13 protein-coding genes and 1 pseudogene are annotated in these 12,216 nt (G+C 59.7%); 6 read left to right on the forward strand and 8 right to left on the reverse strand.

Annotation, left to right across the window (positions count from 1 at the left end):
- Positions 1–99: 99 nt before the first annotated feature.
- Together F8197_RS05105 and F8197_RS05110 are read left to right on the forward strand one after the other, a co-directional pair.
- Positions 100–939 carry a sensor histidine kinase gene (locus F8197_RS05105; protein ID WP_152880474.1) on the forward strand — a complete coding sequence of 280 codons (840 nt, stop codon included), beginning with the start codon at positions 100–102 and terminating at the stop codon, positions 937–939.
- A 43-nt stretch (positions 940–982) separates the two neighbouring features.
- Positions 983–1,990 (forward strand): sensor domain-containing diguanylate cyclase, encoded by a 1,008-nt coding sequence (locus F8197_RS05110; protein WP_152880476.1) that lies wholly within the window; start codon positions 983–985, stop codon positions 1,988–1,990.
- A 15-nt stretch (positions 1,991–2,005) separates the two neighbouring features.
- On the opposite strand, the gene F8197_RS05115 is transcribed toward F8197_RS05110, so the two are convergent.
- From F8197_RS05115 to F8197_RS05125, 3 genes are all read right to left on the reverse strand, one after another.
- A complete protein-coding gene (locus F8197_RS05115; protein WP_152880478.1) occupies positions 2,006–2,254 on the reverse strand; it encodes a hypothetical protein in 249 nt (82 codons plus the stop codon).
- On the reverse strand, positions 2,254–3,039 hold the full coding sequence (locus F8197_RS05120) for a DNA/RNA non-specific endonuclease (protein ID WP_152880480.1): 786 nt from the start codon (positions 3,037–3,039) through the stop codon (positions 2,254–2,256). The genes F8197_RS05115 and F8197_RS05120 overlap by 1 nt, the downstream gene beginning before the upstream one ends.
- A 79-nt stretch (positions 3,040–3,118) precedes the next feature.
- On the reverse strand, positions 3,119–3,337 hold the full coding sequence (locus F8197_RS05125) for a hypothetical protein (protein WP_040377706.1): 219 nt from the start codon (positions 3,335–3,337) through the stop codon (positions 3,119–3,121).
- A 157-nt stretch (positions 3,338–3,494) separates the two neighbouring features.
- Between F8197_RS05125 and F8197_RS05130 the strand changes: the two genes are divergently transcribed.
- Positions 3,495–5,483 (forward strand): diguanylate cyclase domain-containing protein, encoded by a 1,989-nt coding sequence (locus tag F8197_RS05130; RefSeq protein WP_227012072.1) that lies wholly within the window; start codon positions 3,495–3,497, stop codon positions 5,481–5,483.
- Between the two features lie 70 nt (positions 5,484–5,553).
- Positions 5,554–6,858: an NCS2 family permease gene (locus F8197_RS05135; RefSeq protein WP_373996794.1), complete on the forward strand. Its 1,305-nt coding sequence runs from the start codon at positions 5,554–5,556 to the stop codon at positions 6,856–6,858.
- A gap of 221 nt (positions 6,859–7,079) precedes the next feature.
- On the opposite strand, the gene F8197_RS05140 is transcribed toward F8197_RS05135, so the two are convergent.
- The 4 genes and pseudogenes from F8197_RS05140 to F8197_RS05155 form a co-directional block, all read right to left on the reverse strand.
- On the reverse strand, positions 7,080–7,469 hold the full coding sequence (locus tag F8197_RS05140) for a hypothetical protein (protein ID WP_152880482.1): 390 nt from the start codon (positions 7,467–7,469) through the stop codon (positions 7,080–7,082).
- A gap of 151 nt (positions 7,470–7,620) precedes the next feature.
- The gene (locus F8197_RS05145) at positions 7,621–8,079 is read right to left on the reverse strand and encodes a hypothetical protein (protein ID WP_152880484.1); all 459 of its coding nucleotides are present in this window, start codon (positions 8,077–8,079) and stop codon (positions 7,621–7,623) included.
- 854 nt (positions 8,080–8,933) lie between these two features.
- Positions 8,934–9,236: pseudogene (locus F8197_RS05150) on the reverse strand (transposase); the annotation flags it as partial.
- 341 nt (positions 9,237–9,577) lie between these two features.
- Positions 9,578–10,024, reverse strand: a complete 447-nt coding sequence (locus F8197_RS05155; RefSeq protein WP_152880488.1) for a hypothetical protein — start codon at positions 10,022–10,024, stop codon at positions 9,578–9,580.
- A 269-nt stretch (positions 10,025–10,293) separates the two neighbouring features.
- Between F8197_RS05155 and F8197_RS05160 the strand changes: the two genes are divergently transcribed.
- Positions 10,294–11,331 carry a hypothetical protein gene (locus tag F8197_RS05160; protein ID WP_152880490.1) on the forward strand — a complete coding sequence of 346 codons (1,038 nt, stop codon included), beginning with the start codon at positions 10,294–10,296 and terminating at the stop codon, positions 11,329–11,331.
- Here the strand turns inward: F8197_RS05160 and F8197_RS05165 are convergent.
- A complete protein-coding gene (locus F8197_RS05165; RefSeq protein ID WP_152880492.1) occupies positions 11,315–11,611 on the reverse strand; it encodes a hypothetical protein in 297 nt (98 codons plus the stop codon). The genes F8197_RS05160 and F8197_RS05165 overlap by 17 nt on opposite strands.
- A gap of 122 nt (positions 11,612–11,733) precedes the next feature.
- Here F8197_RS05165 and F8197_RS05170 point away from each other — a divergent pair, with 122 nt between their 5' ends.
- The gene (locus tag F8197_RS05170) at positions 11,734–12,192 is read left to right on the forward strand and encodes an Lrp/AsnC family transcriptional regulator (protein ID WP_152880494.1); all 459 of its coding nucleotides are present in this window, start codon (positions 11,734–11,736) and stop codon (positions 12,190–12,192) included.
- Positions 12,193–12,216: the final 24 nt, after the last annotated feature.

Genomic DNA, 12,216 nt, shown 5'->3' on the forward strand with positions numbered 1-12,216 from the left:
AGATGTAAATAGGCAAGCAATGTATTTTCTTTGAATCGAGTCCTGCTTTTTTGCAACCATTTTGTCATTGGGAATAATATTCACAGGGAGATACCGGGCATGGAAACCGCTGCAATACTCAATGAAATCGACCTCATCGTGGCGGGCATGTGCCTGCTGGCCGGGTTGACCCTGTTTCTGTACTGGCGCCAGCGCCACCAGCATATTGCACTGCACCGCCTGCAGGCGCGGCTGGAGCGCGAACGTGCCACGCGCGAACAGGCCGAACAGGCCCTGGCCGATACCCGGCGCCAGGTGTGCCACCTGAGCGCCAGCCAGCAATCGCTGCGCGACGCCGAGCGGCGCCGCATCGCCCGCGACCTGCACGACGACCTCGGCCAGCACCTGCTCACCCTGGGCATGGAACTGCGCGCACTGGGCGCCAGCCAGCCGGCGCTGGGAGAAATAGTGGACCGGATCGACGGCCATGTCCAGCACACCGTGCGCGCCATGCGCTGCGTGGTGCGCGACTTGCAGCCCGAAGCGCTGGAAAACGGCCTGGAGGCGGCCGTCAACGGTCAACTGGCGCAGTTTTCGCGCCTCTCCGGCATTCCGTGCCAGCTCGACGTCCAGCCCGAGGTATTCGACAACCGCGATGCCGGCGTTGAAAAAATGATCTACCGCATCCTGCAAGAGTCGCTCAGCAACATCGCCCGCCACGCCCACGCCACCCAGGTCTCGGTGGCGATCGCCCGCGCCGCCAATCGCCTCGACCTGACCGTGCAGGACAACGGCGTGGGCATGCCGGCGCCGCCGCCCGCCTGCCGGACCGGCGTCCGGGTGGGCTTGCGCGGCATTGCCGAGCGCGTTGCCGAGGCGGGCGGACGGTTCGATGTGGCCAGCACGCCCGGCCAGGGCACGGCGCTGACCATGTCGTTCCCGCTCACCACCATCCATTAAGTCGTTAATCAGGTAGCCCATCCGCCGATCAGCAAAGGACGTCATGAACAGTACGCACAAAGTTTCGCACATGATGTTGCACACCACGGAATTGTCCCAGGCAAACCAGCAGCACGGCTTTGCGCTCAATATGTTGCAATCGCTGGTGATACCAACCTTCGTCATCGATATCGACGGCAAGGTGATCATCTGGAACGCCGCCTGCGAACGCCTGACCGGCGTGCAGGCCTGGGAAGTGCTGGGCACCGACAACCACTGGCAAGCGTTTTATGAAGACCAGCGCCCCACCCTGGCCGACCTGGTGATCGAAGGCAGCCGCCGGCTGGCGACAGGCACAGGCAAGCTGGTGCACCCCGGCGATGCCGACGCCAGCCTGGGCTCGCAAAACTGGTGCGACATGCCGCGCGTGGGACGGCGCCGGTTCCTGGCGGCCGACGCCAGCCCGATACTCGACGCCAACGGCAAGTTGCTGGCGGTGGTGGAAACCCTGCGCGACGTCACCGACGAAAAGCGCGCCCAGGTGGCGCTGGAACAGCTGGCCACCTGCGACGGCCTGACCGGCCTGGCCAACCGACGCTGCTTCGACAATACCCTGCAAGCCGAGTGGCAGCGCGCGCTGCGTCAGCAGCAGCCGTTATCGTTGCTGATGGTGGACGTGGATAATTTCAAGCAGTACAACGATGCCTACGGCCACCTCGGTGGCGACGAGTGCCTGCAGCGCATTGCCGCCGCCGTCGCCAACGAAATGCGCACCAACGACCTGGTGGCGCGCTACGGCGGTGAAGAATTCGCGGTGATCCTGCCCAACCAGTCGCTGAAAGGGGCGGCGATCGTGGCCGAACGGATCCGCTGCCGGGTCGAGCAACTGCACCTGCCCAACCTGGGCAGCCAGCCGCACGTGGTGACGGTAAGCATCGGCGCCGCCACCGCCCTGCCCTCGCACGATACCGATCCCAGCCAGCTGGTGGCAACCGCCGATTCGGCGCTGTACCGCGCCAAGCACATGGGCCGCAACCGTATCAGCCTGCCCAATAGCGAATTGCTGGCTTGAGCCTTTAGAACAGCCTCAGGCGAACGGATTGTCCACCGTTTTCACAGCGGGAGGCGGCAACTGCTTCGGCAAGTCCTGCTGCGCTTCCAGATGTTTCACCACGTCGCCCAGCAGGCGGTGCAAGTCGCGGGCGTCGGCCAGACCGGCCTGGTCGGCGGTGAGATCGATGTCGCCGCTGACGGTGATGCGGTCGAGCCGGTTTTCGATGGTCAGGCGGCCGATGGTCAGCACGTCTGCTTCATTGGCATAGGGTTTGAATGGCATTATTTACTCCGTTCCTTGCGTTGACGCACATTGGGCAGGCGCAGCATCACTTGTTTTTCGCGCGCCGACAACGAAGGTAGCAGATCGATGCCGATCCGGCTTTCCAGTTGCGCAACGGTCAGGGTCTCGTACGTGGCGCCAGCCTTGTTCTCGACAAAATAGGCGCCGCCGGCGCGCTGGCGCGGGCTGTATACGAGCTTGTACAAATGCGTGGGCACCAGCACCTTGCCGACTTTTTGCAGGTTGCTGCCGATGAAGGCCGGACCGGTCAGCACGTACAGGTCGCCTTCTTTCCTGGCCATGCCGCGCACTACGCCTTCGATGCCGGCCCACAGGTTGCGGTTGATGTCGCCATCTTGCGGCACCATATTGGCCAGGGTAAAACTTTCGCGCTGGGTGCTGCGGTCGGGCATGTCCGCATTGGGCGCCATGTGGCCGCGATCGTAGCCGCTGCGCGCATAGTCGGCCAGCTCGGCGCGGGCATTGGCCGGCAACCGTTTTTCAGCATGGAAAGAGTTCTCTCGCGACAAGTCCTTGGCGGCCTCGAGATTGCCCACCTTCAAATGCTCGGCCGACCACAGCGGCGTGCGGGTGATGCCGGAATGCATGACGCCAAACACGCCGTAGCAAAGTTCGGTGGTGGCTGCTTCCATCTTGCGATTGAGAATTTCAGGGGGGCGGCCATCGACGTAATGGGTAGGGCACTGGCTGGCGGCTGCCAAGCCGGCGGCCAGCAGGCCACCGGCAACGAACACGGCGGCGGCCGAACGCTGGATCAAATTCATTGAGTAAGACAGGAAATATTGTGAGGCAGGATACTAGCAAAAAAATGGCCGGTTCCCCAAGAGGCCGGCCATTTTTTTGTCACGACGCTTTGGCACGTCGCACCGTATTTCGTCTGCGATAACCGGTGCCGGTGCGACCGCCTTGCGGCTCCTTAGTCTCGCCGGCGTCGGCGCGCTGCTGGTTGACGATGCGGGCGGCGACTTCTTCCTCGTGGCCCGGGTAGCGGCCCTCCTGCTTGAATTTCTGTTCCAGCTCCTTGAATTCGCGCTCGCGCTTGGGGTTGGCGCCTCTGGGCATGTCGTACTCCTTAAACATTCGCATGGCCTATCCTAATGAATGCTGAGCGCGGAAGTCGCACGACTGCCGACACTATTGCCACACTACACCAGCGCTTGCTGGTGTAACTCTGTCTCCTATGCAATACTAGATTCAGCCCCCCCTCGAAAAGCGCACCATGGACGTTGCCGTCATCCTTCCACGGAGTCTCAAGTTCCGCATGACCCTGGTCGTGATTTTGCTGGTGCTGGTCGCCACCATGATCGTGACGTGGGTGGCGCTGGTGCTGGCGGAGCGCGACATGAAAGCCATCATCGGCAACCAGCAATTTGCATTGCTGTCATCATCGGCGGCACAGATCGACGCGCAATTGAACGCCAAAAAGCTGCTGCTGGCCAGCCTGGCCGAAGATTTGCCGCTGGCTGCCACCGCCAGCGCGGCAGACATGCTCGAGTTCGTCAATCGCCACCCGATCGCGCGGCGCGAGTTTCGCAACCTGGTCATCTACAACCGGCAGGGCGATCTGTTGCACACCCAGGGCCAGGGCGTGGCCACGCTTGACACCAGCGCCTCGCTGCGCGCTTACCTGGCCAAGGTGCTGGCAGACGGCAAGGCCATCGTTTCGCCGCCCTACAAGAGCGTGATGACCGGCGAGCCGGCGGTGGTGATCATGCAACCGGTGAAAGACGCCGAAGGCCGCCCGACCATGATGCTGGGCGGCAGCCTCGACCTGGCCGACTCCAGCATGCTGGAACAGGTGGCCGGGCAACGATCGGGACAGACCGGCTATTCTTTCATCATCACCACCCGCGGCGTGCTGGTCCAGCACCCGGACCGCGCGCTGCTGCTCGAAGATGTGACCAAGCGCGCCAATCCCAACCTCGGCACGCAACGGGCGCTGGAAGGGTTCGAAGGCTGGACCGAGGCGACTGGAAAAGATGGCACGCCCAGCATCTATTCCTATAAACGCTTGCACAGCGCGGACTGGATCGTCGGCGCCCGCTACCCGGTCGATGAAGCGTTCGCGCCGATGATCGCCATGCGCCACCAGGGCATGCTGGCAGCGGCCGTGTTTGCGGGCGTGGCCGGTGTCATGGCCTGGCTGGCGATCCGCGCCATGTTGCGCCCGCTGAGCTTGCTGCGCCAGCACGTAGGCGAGATCCGCAACGGCAGCGCCGACATCGGCGTGTTGCAACCGTGCCGCCCCGACGAGATCGGCGAACTGGCCGGCGCATTCCACGAACTGATGGCCGAGCGCGAAGCGGCGCAAAAGGCGGTGCGCGACAGCGAAACGCTGATCAGCAGCATCCTCGAACGGGCGCCGGACGCGTTTGTCAGTTGCGCGGCCGACGGCGCCATCACCAACTGGAACGAAGCGGCCGAACGCACGTTCGGCTGGCGCCGTGCCGAAGTGCTGGGCCGCGATATCGCCGAACTGATCGTGCCACCGGCCATGCGCGGCGCGCACCAGGCTGGCATGCGCGCGTTTGGCGAGGGCCACATGGGGCGCCTGATCGACGCACGGGTGCGTATCACCGCCCTGCACCGCGACGGCCACGAAGTGCCGGTCGAACTGTCGGTCGGCTCGATCCGCCATGGCGGCGCCTACTATGCCACGGCGTTTTTGCACGACATTACCGAGCGGGTGGCATTCGAAGAGCGGCTGACCCAGCTGGCCCGCATCGATCCGCTGACCGGCATTGCCAACCGCCTGTACTTCGAGGAAGTGCTGCAACAGGCCGTGGTGCGGGCGCGCCGCAACCGCATGCCGCTCGCGCTCGCCTATCTCGACATCGACCGTTTCAAATCCATCAACGACAGCCTGGGCCACGCGGCCGGTGACGCCGTGCTGTGCGAATTCGCCACCCGCCTGGGCGCCAACGTGCGCGCGGCCGATACGGTGGCGCGCATTGCCGGCGACGAATTCGTGATCATCTTCGAGCAGGTGGACCAGGCCGACGAAGCGGCGCGGATGGCGCAAAAAATCGTCGCCGCGATCCGGGTGCCATTCACCGTGGAAGGCGCGTCCAGGCTGGTCACCACCAGCATCGGTATTGCCCTGCTCGACGGCGACGACCTGGCCCCAGCCGCGCTGGTGGCGCGCGCCGACGCCGCGCTGTACCAGGCCAAGCGCCAGGGCCGCGACGGCTACGCGCTGGCCCCATGAAAAAAAAGATAGCCCATCCGTGCTATTGTTCGCCCTCGAAAAAAAAACGCCGCTACCGCAGGAGCCCCCCGTGTACTCTCATCAGTCCCCGATTTCCCGATTTTTCCAGCTCCCCGAGCATGGCAGCAATGTGCGCACCGAGGTGGTGGCCGGCATTACCACCTTCCTGACGATGGCCTACATTATCTTCGTCAACCCCACCATCCTCGGCGACGCCGGCATGCCGCGCGACGCAGTGTTCGTGGCCACCTGCGTGGCTGCCGCCATCGGCAGCCTGATCATGGGCCTGTACGCCAACTACCCGATCGGCATGGCGCCAGGCATGGGCCTGAACGCCTATTTCGCCTACGCCGTGGTGCTGGGCATGGGGGTGCCGTGGCAATCGGCGCTGGGTGCGGTCTTCATTTCCGGCTGCCTGTTCTTCCTGGTGAGCATTTTTAAAGTGCGCGAGCACATCGTCAACGGCATCCCGCACTCGTTGCGGGTGGCCATCACCGTGGGCCTCGGTTTGTTCCTGGCCCTGATCGCCATGAAAAGTTCGGGCTTGGTGGTCGGCAGCCCCGCCACCCTGGTCACGGTAGGCGACATGCACAATCCGCATACCATCATGGCCGTGTTTGGCTTCCTGCTGATCGTCACGCTCGACCGCCTGAAAGTGCCTGGTGCTTTGCTGATCGGCATCGTTGCCGTCACCGTATTGAGCTTCTTCTTCGGCGGCAATACCTTCAACGGCTTCATGTCGCTGCCGCCGTCGATCGCACCGACCTTCTTCCACCTCGACCTGTCCGGCGCCCTGTCGATCGGCTTGTTCAACGTGGTGCTGGTGTTCTTCCTGGTGGAATTGTTCGACGCCACCGGCACCCTGATGGGCGTGGCCAGCCGCGCCGGCCTGCTGGTGGGCGGCAAGATGGCACGCCTGAACAAGGCGCTGATGGCCGACAGCGGCGCCATCCTGGCCGGTTCGATGCTGGGCACGTCCAGCACCACCGCCTACCTGGAGAGCGCGGCCGGCGTGCAGGCCGGTGGCCGCACGGGCCTGACCGCCGTAGTAGTCGCGGCACTGTTCCTGGCCGCACTGTTCTTCGCGCCGATCGCCGGCGTGGTGCCCGCCTACGCCACCGCGCCCGCGCTGCTGTTTGTCGCTTGCCTGATGCTGCGCGACCTGGTGGAAGTCGACTGGACCGAGACCACCGAAAGCGTGCCGGCCGCCATCACCGCGCTGGTGATTCCGTTTACCTATTCAATCGCGCACGGCATCGCCTTCGGCTTCATCACCTACGCCGGCCTCAAACTGCTGACCGGCCAGGCGCGCCAGGTCAAGCCGGTGGTGTGGATTATCGCCGTGGTATTCCTGGTCAAGTACAGTTACACCTGATATGGCTGTAAATGAGCGATAAGGTTTGACACCAGGGCTGGTATAAAGCCGGCTTTTTTTAAATATTCCGTGAACACATTCATATTTGCCACAAACGGTCTCCAAACCGCGGGAGTTACGCTAATTGATGTAGTAAAGTCTGGGTAATTTACAGGGTTAGCGAAATATTGCGAATGACCGTTGTCGCCCCAAAGCAGTCGTTGGCCATCGTGTGTCAATGCCTAAACCTTGGCGGGCCAGATTGCTTCACGAATCTCTGGTTCATGCTTCGAAAAAACGCTGACGCATGCACCAGCGGTCACGATGATCCACTCACGTTGCTGCTCGGTGTAGCCCAAGCGCACTTCTTCTTCCTTCGCCCAGCCACCATCGAAGACCTCAAGGACGGGATAACCTGAAGGAAAGTCCTCAGACATCCAATACTCCGCTAGCGCGACTTCGTCCAAAAGCCTGAAGCCATCAACCTGGGAAAACGTAACCTCGACGCCGTCATCCCTGTTGCGGTTTCGAAGGACGCGTATCGACAAGCGGCCGTCGTAGGAAACAGAGTGGATGTCTGCGCCCCAGTCAAATTGCTCTTGGCATCCAAATGGCCGCGCTTTGATTGGCATATATGTCGTCTCTATAAGGCTTGATGTGCGTGGTACAACGGTTATGGAGACACGGCCGGGCAGTCGATGGGCAACGACCGCTCCTGGCCGGTTGTAGCCGTAAGGCGAACGGATGCTTCTGGCTGGTCACGGTCCAATATCGCAGCATAACTTAGAGTTGAGGATACAGGTAGCCAGCCCTTCCGGAAAAAAGGCCGGGTGCCCACGCTGCGCAGTGGCCTACGCAGCTGACAGTCGCACTCTGCCCTGCTACGGACTCAAGTTCCACAATGCATACAAAGGGTTCACCTCTGATATCGGTATAGCCGACCTGTACTCGAGCGTTAAACTGCACAGTAACCGTCGCTCGTTTTAGGGAATTCCAGGCGACGTTCTGCTTAAACAGCGCTGGGCGCAAAATAGCCGATTGCTCAGCAGCGACGCTAGTGGTGATTTTATTAGCTGGGTAGACATCCCCAGAAATGAGATTAAGCTCGACGCGCCACGGTGCAGCGCGCGCAATGCTATACAGCACACCTAATGTCCAGAAACCTTGGTAGTCATTGTTGCGGCTGATGAATCTCGCAAGTAGGCCGGAAGCGCCGTGCTTGAGGCGGGAACGAATTTTCATGAGTGGTCCTAAAAGGGCAAGCGCCCTTTAAGCCCATCCGCGATGCGGAGCACTCCATCATATCACCACTGTGACGCTCCAGGCCATGTCGCATTACCCACTGTCGCGGCAAAATTCCAAGGTCCGCTCTTGGCCGAAAGCTGACAATCGGCAGCGCTAATTTATCTGTCGAATTTCGTACCACATTTCGAGCAATGAACAGCGGGAGAAAATGGATTTTGACTTCTATTGGTGGCACCGCATGATAAACAAAATTTGATGCCTCTCAAGTTCATAACAGTGATAAGCACTAACATTGCCATGAAAAACCATGAAAACGGTTGAGAAAAGTCAAGACGCGACGAGGCGAAGGCTCCGAACAATACTGAGGCTCCGACCACCAATACGGGGTGTATCCTCCGTTTCAAAGCTGCATTTTTACTCCCGAATAAAAATACGGTCGATACGATTCCAAGAATTATCCATATGATCAAAAAAAAATTATAGCTGCCACTACTACTCATGATTCCTCATCTATTAATCTGATTAAGATATACCCAATCGTTGTTGAACTATTAAATTTAGCTGTCGTAAAAAATGTCCGCTCTTGGCCGCTTGCCGCCTATCGCTGCATTTCACATTTTGACCCCTGATAGTTCCAGCGGCCGCCACTGTCCAGGCATCCGTCAATCGCAATCTCACGCCAAGCCCATACCGAAACAGCAGCAATACCCAGGAGCGCTCCAACCAAAAGAAGATAACGACTTCGTTTCTTACTCGGTTTTTCCATTCCGTCTGCTTGTGGCCGTTCTCGACCGGTCGTGTCAGCATAGCATGTTGCTGCTGAGAAAACATCATGATCTGCCCCGATACGCTGCTGTGAGGGCCTTCGCGGCCGTCCTGCGCGGCTCGAGAAATCCGGGAAAATAGCTGCCTATATGGGGCTTTGGAATCTTTAAGTCGACCTTACCGGCCCGGGTTTCGTAGCCACGGTCTCGATAACCGTTGCGGCTGTTGATACGTTCGTCGCTGCGCTCGCCGTAAGCTGCCTGGCAAAGCGCCTCGACGTCCATTTCCATGAGTCGCTGCAGAGCGTGCTGCAACGTCTGGCGGATGAAATCTGCATCTGCCCCCCCCTTTTCGGCAAGCTCAGATAATGCGATAGTGGTGTCGGTCATTGCGATTCCTAAAGTGGTTTTGTTAAGGTCTTCGTCAACCCAACATTACCTCAAAAATCACAATGACCACCTTCTCGCAACCTTCCTAAACGCCATCTCTGGCGAAGTCTTCATACACCACGTCGTGGGACACCATCCATCCACGAACCGAATCCGGAAGTGTAGCTGTGGGAACCGTTCATAATTAGGTAGTTCCGCTTTACATCTGCTGGTAGCTTGATGCCATGGCGTCGTTCCACTTGTTCAAATAAGGCCTGGTCTGCGGGTGCTTCAGGATGTTCGTTTTCGGACGCAAGTTGGTGGTGGATGTCAGGCCCGAAGCGACCAAAGCGATCTTCGCTTCAGTAACTTGCTGAGGGAGCTGACCGGCTCTCCCGGGCGGGATCATGCGTCCGGCAATAGCCGGCGTGATGCACGATACCAGCGGCCTGACCGTCCGCGTTAATGGTCACGGTCAGGGTGAACTGATCACCCCAGTGGTGCTTGTAGTAGTGAATGCGGGGCCAAGGTTGAGGTGCGAAGTCGAGCGTGATTCGTGCTGCCGAGATTTCTTCTAGTCGGATATTCGAGAGGTCTGCCAACTTTGCAAGAAGGCGGCGATAGCGCACCAATACGATTCCGAACTCGGACGACGGCGGTTGAATGGTTGACGTCAGAAGGTCGAATATTACCGTGGACTCACCATGTTGCTCTGCAAGCGAGCGCAGTTGGCCAATTGACCAGTAGCCATCCAATTCGTTGTTCCGGCTAGCAAACGAGCCGCACAAACCGCTGGCGATATTCGTCAAGTGCGCCCCTCTTGGCATACGTCGGTCCTTTTCAATTAATCTGGGGCGCTACGCTGAGCTGCGACCGCACGTTATTGGCTGACAGGATATCAGCTTGCCTACCAAAAAAAACTCACTAATTATCACCCACGCCTGCGCCAACAACAGCGATCCCGACAGCATTCCGTACCAGTGCATGCGGCTTTCAATTCATATTAATTTGACAAACCTGCGCCAAGTGTTATACCTTGGTAGAACGGTAAATCAGTGATCAACGGCGAAATGCGCGTATGAAAAGCGAAGCGGACGAAATTGCCGCCAGGTTCTTGGTTGCAGCCCAGAATGCGGGCGGGACGCCAGCGGATGAGAGGGGCCCGGTTCCGCAGGATATAGTTCGCCTTGCAAGGAAGATTAGCAACGCCGCCCGTGAAGTCTGCAGCTCGCGTTTCAAGCATTGGGCCTGTGCGATCTCCGCGCTGGCGCTGTGCAGCGTCTTAATGGCTGCCCATGCAGCATCACCTGTGAACCAGGCATCGTCGACTCCTGGCGAAGTCGAAGTCGTCAACATCACCGGTACCAGAGATCCGGCCATGCGCACCTATCGCAGCGTGGTACGGGGCCTCGACGCTTTTGACGAACACCGGCACCTGGCGCCCAACGCCGCACTACGTTTCCGCTTCGCCCACACTGCAACAGTGCTTAAGCCGGGTACCGTGACCAATAAACTGGAGGCCGGCCCAGCAGCCAGCGATGTCGATGGGCTATCCCTCCGCTTGGCCAGCGACGATGGATCGGTTCCGAGAACCATCGACGCCGACGGCCGATTCGATATTCTACACAGCCAGGCCGCTTATGACGCCGATGCCACCTTTGTCTTGAATAAAAAGAGCGGACTGTTCACGTACTATCCCGACATTCGCTCGCCCGGTCTCCCACAAAACGTGCGTCGCCTCGGACACCTGCGGCTTGAGTGTTTCGTTTGGCAAGCTATTGCGCGGGAAGAGATATCGTTGGTGACAAAATTAATGCTCAGCGCACTGTTCCGGTCGAGCGACTTTTGCGCCAAAAGAAATTTTCGTCTGGGTATGCCTGCCTACGGCCAACTCGCCAGGGTGACGATATGGAACGGTGCGGGACGTGGCGAGTTCTCCTTCGACGGCACGACGTACTCGGTCCCGATTGGTCCGAGCGCTTTCAGCGACGATGCCTTGATCACGCTGGAATACGTTTCTCAGGGAAATTCTCCCTCGAGGGCTCCACAACAAACTGAAGATCCCTTCTTCGACAATGGCAGCCATTTTTCAGAGCATCTCAGCAACGCAGGCTGATGTCGAACGTTGCTGGTTGATAGTCTGACTTATTCGCCGACAATTCCCGGATCGGCAGCACGCCGACCAGGTTGTGCAGGCGCATCCGGCACAAGGTCAGCGGTTCAGGATCCTGGCCGGCGAGCCGCAACACCACTTCCACGCCACCGGGCGTGGAAGTGGTGCGCAATGCCCGCAGTTCGAGGTCGAGTCGGCGAACGATGGCCAATACCTGCTCCAGGGTGGCGATGGGAGCGTCCGGCTCCAGGCAAAAGCGATAGCTGGTCTGATGAGGTTTCATGCCTCCAGAATACTGCCCAGCGGCGGGAATAGGCTCCCTGATTTCCTGCGATCTCCGCAATTTCAAAGAAACATTACCCATCTTCGGTACAATACCTGGAATAATCTTCTTTTGATATCAAAATGGAAATCGACGAAATCGATCGCCGCATCTTGCGTGAACTGCGCCGTGACGGGCGCCTGTCCAACACCAGGCTGGCCGAACTGGTCGGCCTCTCCACCACGCCGTGCTGGAACCGCGTGCGCGCGCTCGAACAAGCCGGCCTGATCGAGGGTTACACGGCGCTGCTCAGCCAGACAGGCCTGGGCTATCCGGATACCGTCATCATCGAAGTCACGCTCGACCGCCACGACGACGACATCTTCGACAAATTCGGCCGGGCGCTGGCGGACTTGCCGGAGGTGATGGAAGCCTACCTGCTGACGGGCGACTACGATTACCTGATCAAGGTGGCAGTCGCCGGCACCGCAGGCTACGAGGAATTTCTGCGCCGCAAACTCTACAAGCTGCCAGGACTTAAGCACAGCCGCTCCACCTTCGTGTTGCGCTGCCTGAAAAAGACCCACTCTGTGGAACCCTGAAAACCACACTGTCTTCGGCGCCAC

Source organism: Duganella sp. FT27W, assembly GCF_009295655.1.
GTDB classification, from domain to species: Bacteria; Pseudomonadota; Gammaproteobacteria; order Burkholderiales; family Burkholderiaceae_D; genus Rugamonas; species Rugamonas zoogloeoides.